Annotated in this window: 13 protein-coding genes; 4 read left to right on the forward strand and 9 right to left on the reverse strand. The window is 70.6% G+C overall.

Translation table 11 applies throughout. The annotated features are described in order from the left end of the window. Positions 1-174: 174 nt before the first annotated feature. Both HUA75_RS38685 and HUA75_RS38690 read left to right on the forward strand, forming a co-directional pair. Positions 175-1824 (forward strand): hypothetical protein, encoded by a 1650-nt coding sequence (locus HUA75_RS38685; protein WP_174489308.1) that lies wholly within the window; start codon positions 175-177, stop codon positions 1822-1824. 38 nt (positions 1825-1862) lie between these two features. After that, positions 1863-2393: a hypothetical protein gene (locus tag HUA75_RS38690; RefSeq protein WP_141643829.1), complete on the forward strand. Its 531-nt coding sequence runs from the start codon at positions 1863-1865 to the stop codon at positions 2391-2393. Between the two features lie 407 nt (positions 2394-2800). Here HUA75_RS38690 and rsgA read toward each other — a convergent pair whose 3' ends face one another. Continuing rightward, complete coding sequence (gene rsgA / locus HUA75_RS38695; RefSeq protein WP_141643828.1) at positions 2801-3892, reverse strand: ribosome small subunit-dependent GTPase A; 1092 nt, start codon at positions 3890-3892, stop codon at positions 2801-2803. A 336-nt stretch (positions 3893-4228) separates the two neighbouring features. Here rsgA and HUA75_RS38700 point away from each other — a divergent pair, with 336 nt between their 5' ends. Further along, positions 4229-7846, forward strand: a complete 3618-nt coding sequence (locus tag HUA75_RS38700) for a serine/threonine-protein kinase (protein WP_174489309.1) — start codon at positions 4229-4231, stop codon at positions 7844-7846. Positions 7847-7858: 12 nt separating this feature from the next. Here HUA75_RS38700 and HUA75_RS38705 read toward each other — a convergent pair whose 3' ends face one another. Next, entirely contained in the window at positions 7859-8392 is a 534-nt protein-coding gene (locus tag HUA75_RS38705; RefSeq protein WP_174489310.1) for a hypothetical protein, read from the reverse strand. 89 nt (positions 8393-8481) lie between these two features. After that, a complete protein-coding gene (locus HUA75_RS38710) occupies positions 8482-10068 on the reverse strand; it encodes a sigma 54-interacting transcriptional regulator (RefSeq protein WP_174489311.1) in 1587 nt (528 codons plus the stop codon). 233 nt (positions 10069-10301) lie between these two features. Here HUA75_RS38710 and HUA75_RS38715 point away from each other — a divergent pair, with 233 nt between their 5' ends. Next, on the forward strand, positions 10302-10982 hold the full coding sequence (locus tag HUA75_RS38715) for an RNA polymerase sigma factor (protein WP_174489312.1): 681 nt from the start codon (positions 10302-10304) through the stop codon (positions 10980-10982). Here HUA75_RS38715 and HUA75_RS38720 read toward each other — a convergent pair. The 6 genes from HUA75_RS38720 to HUA75_RS38745 form a co-directional block, all read right to left on the reverse strand. After that, positions 10918-12279 (reverse strand): TAXI family TRAP transporter solute-binding subunit, encoded by a 1362-nt coding sequence (locus HUA75_RS38720; protein ID WP_141643823.1) that lies wholly within the window; start codon positions 12277-12279, stop codon positions 10918-10920. The genes HUA75_RS38715 and HUA75_RS38720 overlap by 65 nt on opposite strands. 63 nt (positions 12280-12342) lie before the next feature. Beyond that, positions 12343-13848 carry a hypothetical protein gene (locus tag HUA75_RS38725; protein WP_217446483.1) on the reverse strand — a complete coding sequence of 502 codons (1506 nt, stop codon included), beginning with the start codon at positions 13846-13848 and terminating at the stop codon, positions 12343-12345. Positions 13849-14333: 485 nt separating this feature from the next. After that, complete coding sequence (locus tag HUA75_RS38730) at positions 14334-15647, reverse strand: nitrilase-related carbon-nitrogen hydrolase (RefSeq protein WP_174489314.1); 1314 nt, start codon at positions 15645-15647, stop codon at positions 14334-14336. Continuing rightward, on the reverse strand, positions 15644-16231 hold the full coding sequence (locus HUA75_RS38735) for a hypothetical protein (RefSeq protein ID WP_174489315.1): 588 nt from the start codon (positions 16229-16231) through the stop codon (positions 15644-15646). Before HUA75_RS38735 ends, HUA75_RS38730 begins: the two co-directional genes overlap by 4 nt. A 127-nt stretch (positions 16232-16358) precedes the next feature. Next, complete coding sequence (locus tag HUA75_RS38740) at positions 16359-17093, reverse strand: hypothetical protein (RefSeq protein WP_141643819.1); 735 nt, start codon at positions 17091-17093, stop codon at positions 16359-16361. A 227-nt stretch (positions 17094-17320) separates the two neighbouring features. Then, complete coding sequence (locus HUA75_RS38745) at positions 17321-17491, reverse strand: hypothetical protein (protein WP_174461662.1); 171 nt, start codon at positions 17489-17491, stop codon at positions 17321-17323. Between the last annotated feature and the right edge of the window lie 23 nt (positions 17492-17514).

Consider the following 17514-nt stretch of genomic DNA (forward strand, 5'->3'; position numbering starts at 1 on the left):
TGCCGAGCCTCGAGGACGGGCCCGCACGCCCGGACGCTCCCGGCCAGAGTGCACACCCTTCCCCGACAATTCGCGGCTCACGGGCCGCATCCGCCCTCCAACGTTTGAAGTTCCAGGAGGACCCGCCGAGAATGCCCGCCACCCATCGAAAGCGAAAGGAAGGGGGAGGACGGAATGTACGTGTCTCGCAAATCGGTCTGGGGCCGCACCAGCGCGATGCTGGCGCTCGCGCTCAGTCTCACCATGTTCGGCTGTACCGACAACGGCAATGACGACGAGCCCGACGGCGGAGGCAATCCCGATGCGGGGGTGCCCGAGCCCGATGCGGGCCCGCCGATCACCGCCACCCTCACCGGCAGGGTGACGTACGACTTTGTTCCGGCCATCCTCACGACCACGCCCATCCGTGGCGGCATGCTGGCCTTCGCACAGACGAGCGTGCGGCCCGTGCGCAACGCCGCCGTCCAGGTGATGCGGGGCACCACCGTGCTCGGCACGGCGACGACGGACGAGGACGGCCGCTACCAGCTCACCTACACCGCCGGCACCGGCGCCAACCTGACGCTCGCGACCCTGGCCAAGACGACCACGCCCGCCATCCAGGTGGAGGACAACACGGCGCGCAACGCCATCTGGGCCGTGTCCGCCACCATCACCGGCGGCACCACGAGCAGGGATTTGCACGCGGGCCACGGTTGGACGGGCTCCTCCTACAACCCGAGCCAGCGGGTCGCCGCGCCCTTCGCCATCCTGGACAGCATGTACACCGCGTCACGGGCCTTCCTCGCCGTGCGCACGGTCCCCTTTCCACCGCTCAAGGTGAACTGGAGCCCGAACAACATCGCGGAGCGCAACAACAGCGGCGACACCTCCACCGGGCAGATTGGCACCTCGCACTTCTCGCCCTCGGAGAACGAAGTCTACGTGCTCGGCAAGGAGGGCGCGGACACCGACGAGTTCGACAACCACGTCATCGTCCACGAGTGGGGGCACTACTTCGAGTCCAACCTCTCCCGCTCGGACAACCCGGGCGGCCAGCATATCGGCGGCGACGTGTTGGATCCGCGCATCGCCTTCGGAGAGGGCTACGGCAACGCGCTCTCCGCCATCCTCCTGCCGGACCCCCTCTACGTCGACACCTCCTGGGGAGCAGGCCGGCAGACCGCCTTCGGCTTCGACATGGAGACGGCGGCCGCGGACGACCCGACGCCAAGCGTCTTCTCCGAGTTCAGCGTCATGCGGCTGCTCTATGACATCTTCGACGCCTCGAGCGCGGCCGAGGCTTCGTATGACCAGGTGAACATCGGCCTGGGCACGCTGTACGACGTGCTGGTGGGACCGCAGAAGACGACGCCCGCGCTGACGACCATCGGCTCCTTCATCCACGGGCTCAAGGCGCAGCCGGGCGTCAACGCGGCGGCCCTGGACACGCTCGCGGCCCACTACCAGATCGGCTCGATTCGCTCCGCCTTCGGCGAAGGCGACACCCAACTGGCGGCCATGTACACCACGGTGTCGTCGCTGCCGTACAACGCCAACGGCACCCTCACGGGCGGCAAGCCCTCCAACCAGCAACAGCAGAACCGGTACTACGTCTTCAACGGCACGGGCAGGACGGTGATCATCTCCGCCAACTCGACCGAGGACGTGGGCATCCAGGCCCTCCAGCAGGGCACCCGAGCGGGCTTCGCCGACGATTTCCTCAGAGGCACGGAGTCCTTCCGCTTCTCCAGCCAGGCGGACCGTCAATACGTGCTGATCGTGACGGGCTTCAAGGACAGCACGGGCACCTACAACTACTCCGTCTCCATCACCAGCCCATGAACGGACCTCGCCTCTTTCAGTCTCCCCCAGGAGTTCTCATGAATCGCATCGCACCCGCGCTCCTCTCCGGCCTCCTCGCGCTCGTGGCGCCGGTGGCCTGCACGTCTCCGGCGAAGAGCAGCCCCGCCGGGAGCGGTACGGCGGACACCTCGTCGCAGGCGGACGGGGCCACCACCGGCAAGATCAGCGCGCCCGTGGAGGTGGGCGCCACGCTGGCCAGCGACAAGGCCACCGTCACCCTGCGCTTCCAGGGCCCCGCGGACGACGTCCAGGTGGACATCTCCGGCCTGGACGGGCTGCGCGTGACGAGCGAAACCACGCCCCTGCGGGGCGCCCGCTTCGAGCAGGCCACCACCACCACCCTGGACGTGGACTTCACCCCGGGCGACGGGCGTTCGCTCCTCGTCGTCGCCATCAGCGGCACCTTCCGAGGCGCTCCGATGACGAAGGTGGCCACCTTCTCCGTGGGAGAGCCCAGCGTGCAGCAGCAGAAGACCCAGGGTGACGTGGTGACGGGGGACGACGGTCAGCCCATCAAGCTGATGCCCTCGTCCGACTCCGCGCGGTAGCTCACGCGCGGCGGGCCTGGACGGGCCCTGAAAAGAACCGCGGGGAGCGCGCCCCCTCGACGCGCTCCCCGCCGTATGGACTGCTCGAATTCGAACTTCCGGTCCAACGTCGGGCACGCCCCTCGGCATGCCCTCCGGAAGCCACGCCCCTCCCCAGGGGCGCCCCCTCACAAGGTCAGAGGCGAGCCCCCCGGCGCGCCTCGTCCCCCCTCGAACGCAGTGCGTTCGAAAACTCGAGTGCCGGCAAACCGCCCGGACACTCCCCCCAACCGCCCTTCAGACGCTCTGCGTCTGAACCCCTTGGACACCCCGGCTCTGCCCGGATGTCCCCACCTTTCGAAATATCCAAACGCGACGGGTCCAAATCCTTGAGCGCGGGATTTCCGCGGCGATTTTCGGCCCGGGGTTCAGTCCTTGCGGCGCTTGGCGCGAGAGCTCTCCCACCCCATCACCGTGCGGCCCTTTTCGAACTTGCGCTGCTCACGCTGCGCGGCGGGGCTCGTCTGGCGCGACTGGAACGCCTTCTCCTTCTGGAGCTTCTCGAAGCTCGAGAGCCGCTCCTCGGGAAGTGTTCCGGCCTTGACGGCGGCGCGCACGGCGCACCCCGGCTCGCCCTGGTGGGTGCAGTCGTTGAAACGGCACCCTTCCGCCAGCTCGAGGATGTCGGCGAAGGTCTGCTCGATGCCTTCCTCCTCATCCCCCATCAGCCCCAGCTCGCGCATCCCGGGGCCGTCGATGAGCAGTGCGCCGTGGGGCAGGAGGAACAGCTCGCGGTGCGTCGTCGTGTGACGCCCCTTGTCATCCTCCACGCGAACCGACTGGGTGGCCAGGCGCTCTTCGCCCAGCAGCCGGTTGACGAGGGTGGACTTGCCCACGCCGGAGGAGCCCAAAAGCGCGCCCGTCTTGCCGGAGGGCAGCAGCGCCCGCACCGCGTCGAGCCCCTCGCCAGTCCATGAGCTCAGCGCGAGCACGGGGACCCCGGGGGCCAGTGCCTCCACGGCCTGGACGAGCGACGTCGCGTCGTCGTGGAGGTCCACCTTGGTGAGCAGCACCGCGGGGGTGGCGCCGCTGCTCCAGGCCAGGGTGAGCGCGCGCTCGATGCGGCGGGGGTTGAAGTTCGAATCCAGCCCGGCGACGAGCAGCACGACGTCCAGGTTGGCGGCGATGAGCTGGCCGCCGCCCTGCTCGCGGCCGACCTCCCGGCGCACGAGCAGGCTTTTGCGCGGCAGGACGGCGTGCAGCATTCCCTCCCCTTTTCCGGGAGGCATGAGCATCGCGACCCAGTCGCCCACGGTGGGCAGCGACTCGGCGCCGGGGGCCTGGTGGAGCAGCTTTCCCGCGGTGCGCGCCCACAGGGTGCGCTCGGCGGTCTGCACGGAGACGAGCCCTCGGTGCTGGCGCACCACGCGGCCGGGGACGAGGGGCAGAGGGGACGACGCGACGACGACGGAGAAAGCCTGGGCCAGCTCGGGCCCCCAACCAAAGGTTTCAAGTGACACGTGGAAAGACTCCGGACAGAGCGGTGCCTGCGGCGCACCTCGGTTCTTCAGGGGCACCCGGGGGGACGTGGACCGCGCTGTGACGGGCCTTCACGCCGGCCTTACCAGGCCCGCGTCCTCCGGGTGAACAGGACTCCCACCGCGGCAAGATGAATGTCGGCGTGCATGGGGCCTCCAGGGGACACGCGAGACGACGACGACCGCCGTCCGGCGCCCCCTGCATATCAACGAGGCCCGCCCCGTGCACGGGGGATGTCGTGGGGGGCGGGTGGTACAAAACGTCCCGCCCGTCGTCTCGGTAGAGAAGGCCGCGGACACACGAGCCTGGGAACGCCGATGCGCGAGGACTACGAGGCGGAGCTGCGGGCGGTGCTCTTCGAGGGCCTGCTCTCGGACAGCGAAGTGGAGGCGCTGCGGGCGGAGGCCCTGCGACGCGAGGCCGCGCCCCTGGAGCTGTTGCGGGAGCGGGGGCGACTGTCCGAGCACACGCTCGCCTCGCTGAGGAGCGCGTCGCGCGCGGCCCTCCAGGGCGCGCTGGTGGGCGCCCCCACCGCCACCGGCCATGTGGGGCCCCCCAAGGCGCTGGAGCCGGAGCCGGAGCCTGGCTTCCCCGTGCCGGGCTGGGAGCGCTACGCGCCCATCCGCTTCCTGGGACAGGGCGGCATGGGGCGCGTCTTCCTGGTCCAGGACCCGGTGCTGCGTCGCCCCGTGGCGCTCAAGTTCGTGAGGGACGACGACTCGGACCGGGCGCGGCACTTCGTCGCCGAGGCGCAGGCCCAGGCACGGGTGGACCACGAGCGGGTGTGCAAGGTGTACGAAGTGGGCCAGGTCCAGGGCCGCGCGTACATCGCCATGCAGTACGTGGACGGCCAGCCCCTCCACCAGCTCGCGGGCGTGCTCAGCCTGGAGCAGAAGGCGCTCATCCTGGCCCAGGCCGCCGAGGGCGTGCACGCCGCCCACCGCGCGGGCCTCATCCACCGGGACCTCAAGCCGTCCAACATCCTGGTGGAGCGCACGGCCGACGGGCAGTGGAAGCCGTACGTCATGGACTTCGGCCTCGCCAGGGACCCGGGAGAGGGGGCCACCGCCACGGGCTCCATCCTCGGCACGCCGCACTACATGGCGCCGGAGCAGGCGCGCGGAGAGGTGAACCGCCTGGACCGCCGCGCGGACGTCTATGCCCTGGGCGCCACGCTCTACGCGCTCCTGGTGGGCCAGCCGCCCATCCCCGGGGGCAACGCGCTGGAGGTGCTCAGCCGCATCCCCACCGAGGACCCCACACCGCCTCGCGTGCTCGCGCCCGAGGTTCCCGCGGACCTGGAGGCCATCGTCCTCAAGTGTCTGGAGAAGGAGCGCGCGGGCCGCTACGACTCGGCGCGCGCGCTCGCGGAGGACCTGCAGCGCTTCCTCGACGGGGAGCCGGTGCTCGCGCGCTCGGTGGGGACGGCCTGGAGGCTGGCGCGGCTGACGCGCAGACACTGGCGTGGGTTGCTGCTCGCGGCGGTGGCGGGCCTGCTGATGTTGCTGGCCGGGGTGCAGGCCGTGCTGGCCCGCCGGGACGCGGACGTGCGCGAACACCTGGCGCGGCGCTTCTCCGAGCTGGCCGAGCACGTGGAGTCCCGCGCGCGCTACACCGCATTGGCGCGACTGCACGACACCCGGAATGAGCGGCACGTGCTGGAGACGCGCCTCCAGGATATCGCGGGGGAGATGCGCGAGGGCGGCGAGCACGCGCTCGGGCCGGGCAACGAGGCGCTGGGCCGGGGCTGGCTGGCGCTCGGAGAACCGGCGCGGGCCCGGGAGCACCTGGAGGCGGCGTGGGAGCATGGCACCCGCACGCCTCGCGTCGCGTGCGCGCTGGCGCTCGCGCTCGGGCAGCTCTACCAGGAGCGGCTGCGCGCCTACGAGCACCTGCCCGCCTCGGAGCGACAGGCGCGGCGGCGCGAGCTGGAGACGCTCTACCGGGAGCCCGCGCTGGCGTGGTTGCGACAGGGCAGCGGCGCCGACCTGCCACCGGCCGAGTACGTCGCGGCCCTGCTCGCGTACCACGAGGAGCGGTACGAGGACGCGCTGGAGCGGCTGGATGCGCTGGGAGACCGGCTGCCCTGGTTCTTCGAGGCCCCGCTCCTGAGGGGTGACGTGCTGGTGGCGCGCGCCACCGGGCACTGGGACGCGGGACGTCGCGAGCGCGCGCAAGAAGACCTGGAGGCGGCGAGGAAGGCCCATGTCCGCGCCGCGTCCCTGGCGGAGAGCCTGCCGGAGTCACACCTGGCCCTGGCCGGCGTCGAGCAGGTGGCCCTGCGCATGGGCCTGTATGGCCAGGGTGACGTGACACCGCACATCGAGCGGGCGCTCGAAGCCCTGGAGCGCGCGCTCACCGCGTCGCCCCGACACCTGCCGTCCCTGGTGCGCAAGGCCCACCTCCATCGCAGGCTCGCCGAGTTCCGGAGCCGACAGGGTGGCGACGCGGAAGCCGCGCTCCAGGCGGCGCTGAAGGCGGCCCGGGCCGCGCTCGACGTGGACCCCGTGAGCAGCGAGGTCCGCCACGCGCTGGGGCTGGTGCTCTGGCAGCGCGCCCGGATTCAACAGGCGCGCAGCGAGGACCCCCGGGAATCGCTGAAGCAGGCCATCGAGGCCTTCGACGGCGTGGCGCTCCAGGAGCGCGGCTACGACTACCACTCCAACCTGGGCCTCATCTTCAAGGTGTGGGCGGACCACGAGGACGCGGTGGGCGAGGACTCGCTCGGCCATCGCAAGCGCGCCATCGACGCGTACCTCACCGCCATCCGCATCGACGAGGCGCTTCCCGACGCGTGGATCAACCTGGGCAGCGCCTGGTTCAAGCGCGCGTCGAACCCGCGCAACCCCGACGCGGACGCGGACCTGGAGCGCGCGCGACAGGCGCTGGAGAAGGCGCGGACGCTCAATCCCCGCAACCTCGTCAGCCACTTCTACGAGGCCCAGGTCCACGCGCTGCGCGCCACGCGACTGCGCGACGGTGGAGGCGACGCGGGTCCTTCCCTGGACACCGCGCTCGCGTCGTACCGGAGCGCGCTGGCCCTCAACGCGGACGTGCCCCAGCTCCATGGAGGAGTGGGGCTGGTGCACCTGGAGCGCGCGCGGGCCGCGTGGCTTCGCGGCGAGGCCCCCTTCCCCGCCCTGGACGAAGCGCATGCATCCTTCAGCCGCGCCCTGGCACTGGCCCCGAAGCAGGGCCTGCCGCACAGCAACCTGTCGGAAGCCCACGCCACCCGCGCGGCCTATCGCCTGGCCCGGGGAGAAGACCCGCGAGACGACGCCCGCGCCGCGCAACGCGAGGCCCGCGCCGCGCTCGCGCTCCAGCCAGACCTTTCGACGGCCTGGGCCAACCTGGGACAGGCCCACCGGGTGCTCGCCGCCTTCGCGCTGGAGCAAGGCACAGACGCCAGGCCCGAGCTCGACGCCGCCGAGCAGGCCCTGGGTGAGGCCCTGCGACGCAACCCCCGGGACGAGGAAGCACTGCGCTACGCCGCGGAGGCTCGCGGCCTGAGCGCGGCCTGGAGCGTCCCCTACTCGAAGAACTGGGAGGCCGCCTTCACTCGCGCCGAGCAGGCCCACGAGGCGGCCCTCGCCGTCAGCTCCCGTCCCCACGATGACCGGCGCGCACTGGCGCGGCTCCACCTGGACTGGGCGCTGGCGCGGCGGCTCGCGGACAAGGACCCTCGCGAGGTGCTGGAGCGCGGCCTGTCATGGGTGGCCCCGGTGCTGAAGGCGCGCCCCCACGATGAAGAGGCGCGCGCGCTGCATGCGGCGCTGGAGCTCACCCAGGCCCGGGCCTTCCCGGCCGAGCATCCCGGTCAGCAGGCACGCGCGCGGGAAGCCCTGTCGAGCGCGCTCGCCACGCGCCCCCTGCTCGCTCGGACCTGGGCGCCCCTGCTCACGGAGCCGGGCCGCTCCCGCGCGACGCCTCCGTGAAGAGCTGGAGCGTCACTCCTCCTCGGGCTCGTTGGGATCCCTGACCACTTCCAGGTCCCCGGGCTGGCCCTCGCCCGTGTCGGTCGAGACGACGAAGGGGTAGTCCTTCCAGACCGCATTGCGACGGACCCTGCGGCACCAGCTCGACATGGGCCCCGCCACCAGCTTGATGTCGTCCTTGTTGTAGTTCTCGAAGATGGCGTCGGCGCCCTCTCCATGGAACTTGAGCAACGCCCAGGGGACACCCGGGGCGAGCTGAAACTTGAGCAGGTGTCGCTGCCAGACGCAGCTTCGGGGAGGCGTCACGGGGTCGGCCCCCAGGGAGATGGTGATGAAACACAGCGTCCCCTCCGCGGGCTTGGGGCACCCCCCGTCCACCATGGGACAGGGCACGGCATGGAGCTTGGCGCAGGCGGAGGCGTCGTATTCCGCCTGGGACTGCACGCCCCGCGCATCGACCTCCGCGGGCCCCGACGTGTCGGGCGCGCAGCTCCACCCCAGCGACAACATGACGACGCCCAGCCAATGCTTCCAGTGCCCATCCATGGTGCAAGCCTCCCCGCCACGTCGCTTGGGATGCGCGGGACTGGCCCGACCCGGACGGTGGCCCGTGGAGCTTGCCACGCCCCACGGCTTCATGACTCGGGAGGCTCGAGGCCCAGCTCCCTGACCCGCCGCTGGAGGGCGCGACGGGACACCTCCAGCTTCCGCACCATGGCGTCCAGGTCGCCACCGCAGGCCTGGAAGCAGCGGGTGATTTCCTCCGCGCCCAGGTCCTTCACCGTGCGGATGTGGGGACTGCGGTCGACGAGGTTGTAGAGCGACGCCCGGGTGATGCCGAGCTTCTCGGCCGTGTTCTTCAAGTCCCAGGAGCACTCGCGCAGCGCCTCCAGCAGCTCGGGCTCCGTCACGTCCGAGGGCTTGCGACGGGCAACGGGCGTGGGCTCATGGATTGGCGCCTCCTCGCCCGAGGGCTTCGGTGCCAGCTCCGCCTCCAGCGCGGCGTCCACCTGGAGGCGAGCCTGCCCCCGGCCACTGATGACGAGCTGGCGGGCCACGTTGCGAAGCTGGCGGACGTTGCCGGGCCAGTCGTGCCGCAGCAGCCGTGACGCCAGGGCGGCCGGCAGCCACGGCTCCGCATAGGGGTCCGTGGGCTCCAGGCGCCAGGCCTCCCCCAGCCCCTCCAGCTCCACCCGCGCGAAGTGGTGGAAGAGCAGCGAGATGTCCTCCCGTCGCTCGCGCAGCGGGGGCATCTGGATGGAGTAGCCGGAGAGCCGGTGCAGCAGGGGCGCCCGGAAGCGGCCCTGTTCGATGAGGTCCTCCAGGGGCGCGTCCGTCGCCGCCACCAGTCGCACGTCCGTGGCGATGGGGGTGTGCGCGCCCACCGGGTACACCTCCCCCGTCTCCAGCACGCGCAATAGCGCCACCTGCACCTCGGCGGGAGCCTCGCCCACCTCATCCAGGAACAGCGTGCCGCCATGCGCGGCGCGGAAGAAGCCCTCGCGGCTCTGGGACGCGCCGGTGTAGGCGCCCCGCTGCGCGCCGAACAGCTCCGCCGCGGCGAGCTCGCGGGCCAGCGTGCCCAGGTTGACGCTGACGAAGGGCCCCTTGCGACGGGGGCCGCGCTGGTGGAGCGCGCGCGCGACCAGCTCCTTGCCCGAGCCCGTCTCGCCCCGGATGAGCACCGGCACGTCCAGGTCCGCCACCTGGCGGACTCGCGTGCGCACCCGGCCCAGCGCGGAGCTCTGCCCCACCATGCCCAACGTGTCCGCGGACCGCTCCTCGTCCACCGCCACCCGGTGCAACAGCAGCACCACGCGCCCGGCCAGCTCCAGCGTCACTCCCGCCGCGAGCGCCTCCGGTCGGAAGTCCCAGCTCACCCCTGGCACCCCGCCCACCATCACCTGGGTCCCCTCGGCATCCCCTTCCAGCCGGACGCCGCCCTCCGGACGCGGGAGGAAGCGCAGGGGACGGCGGCTCACGAAGGGGTCCGCCAGCGGCCTGCCGATGACTTCCCCCACGCGCGTGAAGAGCGGCTCGTTGCGCGACAGGGCCACCTCCTTGCCGCGCGCCAGGGACTCCAACACGAACCGCTCCCCCACCCGCGAGGCGAGCGGATGGGAGACCAGCGTCAGCGCCGGCAGGTGCGCGGTGGCCTGCGAATCACCGCCTTGCCGCTGAGGACTCGCGGTGGAGACGTCGTCGAGGAGTCTCTGCTTCATGAGGGGGACGCTCGGAGCCAGGGCCCGCGTTCTCCCTCAGGCTACACGAGCCCGAAGCGCGACGGACCGTGGGAGCCCCCGGGCTGGCACACGCTGACATGTCAGCCGACGCCGCTGACATGCCAGCCGAGCACCGCGCCGCCCGCCCCTGCGCCCTTCTCCGAGGGAGCACGCCCCGGCACAGCGGTTGCTCTAGGAGGCGCTCGGAGGGGTTGCCAACGGTGAGAACCCTCATGGAAGCGAAGACGACTGGATTCTGGGAGCTGTGGCTGTGCCACCACCCGAAGCTCCTCGCGAAGAGCCTGCGCCACCTGGGTGGCCACCAGGCCGACGCGGAGGACGCATTGAGCACCGCGATGCTGCGAGCCGCCGAGGCCTGGCCCCGGGAAGTCCAGCGGCTGCGAAACCCCGAGGCGTGGCTGACGCGCATCCTCCACAACGCCTGCGTGGACCTGCATCGCAGGCGGGCCCGACGCGCGGAGGAGCCGCCCGAGCAGGACGACGAGGCCCCGTCCGAGGCAGTGCAGCCGGCGTATGCCCCATCGCCGGAGCAGCTCATCCTGGAGCAGGAGCAATCCCAGTTGCTGTGGCGCCACGTCCACCGGCTGCCGGAGCCGTTGCGGCGGGCGTGCCTGCTGCGCTTCGAGCGGGAGCTGGATGGCCGCAGCATGGCCGTGGAGCTGGGCATCACCCATGTGAATACCCGCCGCCGGCTGCTTCGGGCCTATCAGGTGCTGCGCCTGGCGCTCGGCACCTCGGCGCGCGGCACGGACCTGGAGCCTCCCGTGCGCGGCGGCGCGGAGCAGTCCCTGCCTCCGAGCCGGGCGCCGCGCGCCAGGCGGGGGCCGACTACGCGTTGGCGGAGCGGACGAGCGCGCCCACCCCGTCCCGCGCACCGTCGAGTCGGCGGATGAGGCGGCGGCGGACGACCTCGATGTGCTCGCGGAAGAAGTAGAGGTTCTCCGCGTAGGCGAGCGGCATGGGGATGCGGTTGACCTCGCGCTCGGCCTCTTCCAGCCGCTTGAGCATGTCCTCGAGCATGTCCCGCCCGGGGTTCTCATCGAGCTGGATTTCAATCTCCTTCAACCGCGCGTACCAACGGACGATGCGCGAGCGGATGCGCCACTGGTACAGCGCGGGGACGGCGCGGAACAGCGGCACCACCACTGCGATGATGGGCACCAGCATCACCCACAACCGGTCCACCAGGTTCGCCGCCCAGAACGGCAGGTAGCGCTGGAGCAGCGGGATTCCCGCCTCGTAATAGCGTCGGGCCTCGCTGCTGAGGGCGAAGCCCGTCTCACGCGGCGCGGGGAACTCGCTGGCGCCATCGAGCAGGCCCGCGCTGCCGTGGATTTGGCTGGCCGCGCGCATGAGGAGGTAGGAGAGCGCGGGGTGCAGGGAGTCGCGCGCGACGAGGTTCGCCGTCGGCGCGAGCACCACCACGTCCCGCGCGGGGATATCCGAGGCGAGGTTGAACACGCCGCGCGGCAGCACCAGCCGGGTCAGGTACGGGAAGCGGCGCGCGTACGCCTCGCCCCGCGCGAAGCTGAGCAGATTCACACCGGGCACCGCCGCCAGCTTCTGGATGGGGGGCGACTCCGCGGGCGAGATGAGGAAGATGGCGTCGAGGTGGCCCTGCTTGAGCTGCTCGATGGCGGCCTCGCGCTCCAGCGGCAGCAGCTCCGTGGGCGCCTGGTCGATGCCATTGGCCTTCAGCAGCGTGACGGCGAGCGCGCGCGTGCCACTGCCCTCCGGCCCCACCGCGATGCGGCGGCCCTTCAGCTGGCGCACGTCCTCCAGGGGCTCGCCCCGGTAGAAGACCCAGAGGGGCACGTAGGAGAGGCTGCCCAGGGACACGACGCTCGCGGCCTTCTCGCCGCCCGCGGTGCCGCTCTGCACGAAGGCGACGTCGACGTCGGAGTTCTCGTCCGACAGCAGCGCGACATTCTCGATGGAGCCCTTCGTCGAGCGCAGCTCCAGGGTGACGCCGTGCTTGGAGAGGAAGTCCTGGTACTTGCGCGCGTAGTAGCGGAAGCCGCCCTCGTCGGGCGACATGGCCAGCACGAGTTTCTTTGGGGGCGCGGGCTCGATGAAATGGAACGCGGCGGCGAAGGCGATGCCGATGAGGAGCACCGCGGGCGCGAGGGTGAACCACAGGTCGCGCCGCAGCGTGCGCCGCAGCTGTTGCTTGAGGGAGTCCGCCGTCATGGTGGGCGCGGAGTATACGCACCTCTCCGCGCCCACTCCCATGCCTGCCTGCGCGAAGGAGGGCTAGCAGTCAGCCGGGCACGCGGCGGGCGACTCCCAAGGCTGGCACACGGCATCCCCGCACGAGGAGTTGAGGAACGTCTCCAGCACGGCCCGGCGGTGCGGCAGGAAGACGGCGTTGAGCGCGGGGGAGATGCGGAAGCGCGGGCCGAACGGGCCGGGGGCCGGGTCGAACTGCTCACCCACATGGACGAAGCCGCCCGACGGAGGCCAGACGAGGCCGCCGCCCAGGTTCGCCCCGTTGCTCAACTCGTGACAGCCGCCGCATGACAGCGCCATCGAGCGCTCCACGATGTGCTGGGGCAGCAGCGGGCTGCCCAGCAGCAGCAGCTCGTTCTGGATGTTGGTGCGGAAGGGGCTGGGGTTGGGGCCGAACTGGAAGCGGTAGTCGTTCTCCGGGCCCTGCGCGTTGCTCTGGCCGCTGTTGAACATGTCCGGAATGGTGTTGTTGAACAGGTTGATGTCGGTGACGGCCAGCGCCGGCACCTGCGAGGGGAACAGGACGTTCTGGAAGGACGGCGCCAGCGGGTGCCCGGAGACGGGGTCGAACAACGTGCCGCCCGGGTTGACCTTCACCGTCACCGGCCGGAAGTTCAGCTGGCAGGGCACGCTGCCGCACATCGTGCGCCGCACGCTGAACTCCCGCAGCGTCCACGGCGGCTGGATGAACTGGTTGGTGCGCACCTGCCCGGTCGGCACGCTCCCCGTCGTCCGGTTGCCGTAGTTGTCGATGTGGACCACCGGCATGAAGCCCGGCAGGCCCGTGAAGTAGAAGTTCTGCAGCCCGCCGATGCGGGTGGCCAGCGCCGCACCCGTCAGCGAGGCCCAGAAGTTGGCCACCGGCGCACAGCCATTGAGGCCGGCGGTCGGATTGGGGTTGGGCAGCACCGCCTCGAAGATGAGCAGGTTGCGATTGCCACCGCCGGGGATGCCGGAGCGCTTGCCATAGACGATGCGGTACTCACCGCAGTCCACGCCCGACGCCGGCGCCAGGTCGAAGCGGTTGACGAGCGCCAGCGGGACATACTCGTCGGGGTTGGTGCCCGGGCTGAGGAAGGGATTGACGAAGGCCTGGTTCCCCTCGATGCGAGGACACTGATACTGGAAGCCGTTGAAGAGCGGGCCGCAGTTGGGCGGGTTCGCCGTGTTCCACCAGTCCTGGAAGAGCGCCAGCGGCGTCAGCCCCGCGACACCGGACTGCGTCACCAGCTGACTCATCACCCGCACGAGCGGGAAGTTCCTCACGATGGCGTCGTCGGTGATGATGAGCGACGAGCGCGGGTCCACCGTGACGACCATCGCCGACGGCCCCATGGGTGGCAGCGCCATGGCACCAATGCCGCGGCGCTCCGGGTGCCTCGTCGGGTCCACCGTCACTTCCTCCGCCGGGTCCATCCCGGTCGGCTCCGCCTCCGGCGCCGCGTTGTCACAGCCGGCCGCCAGGGCCACCACCGCGCACACGAGCATCCCGCGCCAGTCCAGCTGGCTCTTCTCAACCATGCGTTGCATTCGAGGTCTCACACCCGCGCGGACGGCCGCGCCCCCTGCCAGGGATGAGCACTCCGGCACGTCGCCGGATTCACGGGTCGGCAAGAAATCCCATGATTTCGAGTTTATACATTGTTCACTGACACAAAATCCACAAAGAGGATGAGTCAAACGCAAACATGGGCTTGCGAGTGCCGGCGACAGGGCTTGGGTCTCGACACACCCTTGCGCGCCGTCCCATCCAAGACGTGTGACGGGTGGCGAGTGTTACTCCCCGACGTCGGAGGGTGGACATCGAGGGCGATGCACGCGACCTGGAAGGCAGGATGTGCCCGGGGCACCGAGGACACCGGCCCCACGCGGCGGGAGGACTCGCCACGTCTGTCTCTGGAGTTGGGAGGGCAATCAGGGTGGCGACCAGCAGGAGCGTCAGCTCACGCGCACAGCCGGCTGAGCCCGTGAACATCGACATCCCGAGGACTGGCGCATGCCCACGAGGACCGTGCCTACTCCTGCATCGCCTCCACCATCCGCGGCGGCGGGGACAGCATGAGGATGCTGCTCGCCCCCGGTGCGCTCCGCGCCAGCACGCGGCCGTCGGAAGACACCACCACCGCGATGCCTCCCAGCGAGGCTCTTACCGCGGGCATGCGCAACTCCACCGCCCGCATCACCACACCGCCGATGGCCTGGTCCACGGCGAAGCGACTTCCAGCCAGGGGCAGATCACTGGCCAGGACCGCGAGCAGCTCTCCTCCCGCCTCCCGTCCACGCAAGGCGGTGGCGCGACTGAAGGCCTCGTAGCAGATGAGCGGAATCACCTTCCGCCCCGCGAGGGACAGCAGCGGTCGCGCCTGGCTTGCGAGCAGCGGCTCCCCTCTTCCCTGAAGCCCGAAGATGGAGCGCTCGCCGATGGGGACGAGGATGGACTTGCCTCGGGTCTCCCGCAGACGCCCGTCCGCATCAAAGGCGGCGGCGGCATTGAAAAAACCCTCGGGCGTTCGGAGCATCAGCCCCGCGATGGCGGGGACCGGCAGGCGCGCATCGAAGGCCTCGAGGACCTCCGGCCGTGACACACGCCCCTCGGTCCCCCGCTGGAGCCCCCGGACCGTGGACTCTGGCCAGATGAGCCGCTCCGTGGCCTCGGGCACCGACTCCGGCACCCGCACGGAAGAGGCCATGTGGACCACGCCCGTCCCCTGGAGCGCATCGTCCGCCACGGGCAGCCGGGGCAGTGCGGCCAGGGCCAGCATGACGCCCACGGCCGGCAGCAACAGGCGGCGCGAGCGCAGGGCCACGGCCTCTCCAACGCACACGGCGGCGAGCAGGCAGAGCACCAGGGTGGGCACCCACCCCACGAAGCCCACGGCCCTCAGGATGGGCGGCTGCATCCATTGGGAATGCAGCACGTGCGTCATGGAGAAGCCGCTCCACGCCTCCAGCCCCGCCTCGCCCAGCACCCATCCCAAAGGCAACCAGTACCTTGGTGGCACCCGCTTCACGGGCAGCGCCGCCAGCGCCAGCAGCGGCACCTGGGACAGCACCCCCGTGGCCGTCCAGCCCAGAAACGCCACGATGAACGGAGGAGGAAGCCAGGGGGCCGTGTAGAACTCCGCCGTCCCCACCCACCAGTGCAGGGCCACGCCCTGGCGCACCAGCGCGGACAGCAGCAGCGCCGCGGCGGCCTGGCGCCAGCCGTTGGCGCGGTGGAGCGCCCACCCCAACAGCGCGATGCCCACCCAGGCCAAGGGCTGCGCCCACGTCCACAGGAAGGCGACGCCCAGCGCGACACCCGAGCCCAGGGCCAGGAGCAGGATCATCGCTTCCGGAACCTCTCGGGCGCAACGGGGACCAGCGCCGTGGCCTCCCCCGGGAGCTCCACCTTCACGAGGTTGGGGTGCTTGCGCGCCAACCGGGCCTCCAGCACCGCGGGCTCCCAGCGCGACACCTCTTCGAGCGCCGTGTCCATGGCCTTCGCATCCAACCGCCACAACTCCAGCGCCTTGCCAGAGCGCGTCCGGACGAATCGAGCGCGCTGCTCGGGGCTCCCGGCCTGGAAGAAGCCCTCGTCATAGAGCAACCCATCGAGGGGCAGCTTGTACGTGGAGCCCAGCACCCAGGCCCCCGGCGCCTCTTCCGCGAGCGCCGTGAGCAGCGGCGTGGAGAAGCCGTAGCAGGTATCCAGGACGATGAGGTCCGGGCGGTAGCACCGAACCACCCGCGCGAGGTCCTCCGGGGTCGCGTTGAGATAGCTCGGCGGCAGGCTGTGTCCGCTGAGCACGAGCACCTCGGCCCTCACTCCAGAGGGACAGGAGAAGTCCTCGAGGGCCACATGCGGGCAGCGGGCATCCGAGCACGGCGACTGCTGCAACTCGGCGACATCCACTCGTGAGTAGATCGCCACGACGCGCTCCTGCACTCCGGGGGCCTGCCGACACGCGCAGGCCCCCAGAAGCAGGGCCAGGAGCCAGTGCCTTACCAACACAGTCATGGACGGTTCCAGTTCCTGGCTCGAAACACCGGGAGGCCTGCTAGCAGCGGCACCAATACGAGGCGCACCACGAGCGGCAGTAGTTGCTCAACCCGGTGAGCCTGCAGCCGTTGCGCCGGTACTGCTGGGAGCAGCCGACGGTGGAGCCCACGTACCAGACGCCCACCGCGATGAGGACGACCACCGCCGCGGCGCCGCCCTTCCCATTATTGTCCTCGGGAAGGTACTTGCTGATGACTTCAATCATCGTGAACAGGGAGTACTCGGAGACGGCTTCCAGCGCCCCGGTCTCGAGGAGGATACTGGCCGCTTCCTGCTCGTTGGCGGCCAGCTTGTCACCCACCAGGATGGTCTTGTCCGCGTTGAAGACCATGTGCAGCTTGCCGCCTTCATGGTGGACCCAGGCGTCGCCCGTCTCGTTGTTCACCGTGTAGATGGTGCGCTCCCCGGTCTTCTCGTCATACACCTCGAGGACGGCGTCCTCCGTGCCGCGGACGAGCGTCTGCCGCAGGACGAAGTTCATGAAACGGGGCACCTCGTCATGCATCGCGATGCCCAGCCGGCCAAACCGCTCCAGACTCCCGTCAACGACTTGCGCGGGCTCCACGGCGCTGAAGACGATGTTCTCGGCCAGGGCCTCGCGCGCCTTGGTCATCGGGTTGGCTTCGGGAGCACGGCTGCAGCCGATCTGAACGGTGAAGACCGCGAGCATCGCGAGCGTTGCCGCGCGCATGCCGTTGGAAGAACCACGGTGTGACTCAGCCGGATGAAACATGTGGGGACACTCCTCTTGCTGTGGGGAACTCGCACCCGGCCCAAGGCCCGGTGCGATGGTTACTGCACTCCCCGTGAAGGCAGGAAGTAGGCCATCTCAGGCTTCCCTCGAAATCCGTGTCGCTACGCCGGTGCCGTTGTTGCGTCCGCCGCAACAAACCTTCACTCTCCGTGACACCCGGCGCTACAACCCCCACTGCTCATCCAGTGCGCGCAGCGGCGGCCGCCTCAGTCCTCGTCGCAGTGGAGGAAGCCGTGCGCGTCGCCCTCGATGAAGGGGGCAGATGCTGCTTCCGTTTCTCGCTCGTTGGGCAGGTCCGCCCTGCTCCACCAGTCCTGGGTGCGAAGCTGAACGAAGGCCCTGCCCTCGCGCGCCGTCCCGTCCACGACGTGTGACATGTGGCGAGTGTTACTCCTCGACA

Origin of the sequence: Myxococcus sp. CA040A (genome assembly GCF_013336725.1) — a bacterium.
Taxonomy (GTDB): Bacteria; Myxococcota; Myxococcia; order Myxococcales; family Myxococcaceae; genus Myxococcus; species Myxococcus llanfairpwllgwyngyllgogerychwyrndrobwllllantysiliogogogochensis.

Coding starts and splice junctions, on each gene's coding strand:
- HUA75_RS38685 (WP_174489308.1), top strand. CDS start 175: ATGTACGTGTCTCGCAAATCGGTCTGGGGCCGCACCAGCGCGATGCTG.
- HUA75_RS38690 (WP_141643829.1), top strand. CDS start 1,863: ATGAATCGCATCGCACCCGCGCTCCTCTCCGGCCTCCTCGCGCTCGTG.
- HUA75_RS38700 (WP_174489309.1), top strand. CDS start 4,229: ATGCGCGAGGACTACGAGGCGGAGCTGCGGGCGGTGCTCTTCGAGGGC.
- HUA75_RS38705 (WP_174489310.1), bottom strand. CDS start 8,392: ATGGATGGGCACTGGAAGCATTGGCTGGGCGTCGTCATGTTGTCGCTG.
- HUA75_RS38710 (WP_174489311.1), bottom strand. CDS start 10,068: ATGAAGCAGAGACTCCTCGACGACGTCTCCACCGCGAGTCCTCAGCGG.
- HUA75_RS38715 (WP_174489312.1), top strand. CDS start 10,302: ATGGAAGCGAAGACGACTGGATTCTGGGAGCTGTGGCTGTGCCACCAC.
- HUA75_RS38720 (WP_141643823.1), bottom strand. CDS start 12,279: ATGACGGCGGACTCCCTCAAGCAACAGCTGCGGCGCACGCTGCGGCGC.
- HUA75_RS38725 (WP_217446483.1), bottom strand. CDS start 13,848: ATGCAACGCATGGTTGAGAAGAGCCAGCTGGACTGGCGCGGGATGCTC.
- HUA75_RS38730 (WP_174489314.1), bottom strand. CDS start 15,647: ATGATCCTGCTCCTGGCCCTGGGCTCGGGTGTCGCGCTGGGCGTCGCC.
- HUA75_RS38740 (WP_141643819.1), bottom strand. CDS start 17,093: ATGTTTCATCCGGCTGAGTCACACCGTGGTTCTTCCAACGGCATGCGC.
- HUA75_RS38745 (WP_174461662.1), bottom strand. CDS start 17,491: ATGTCACACGTCGTGGACGGGACGGCGCGCGAGGGCAGGGCCTTCGTT.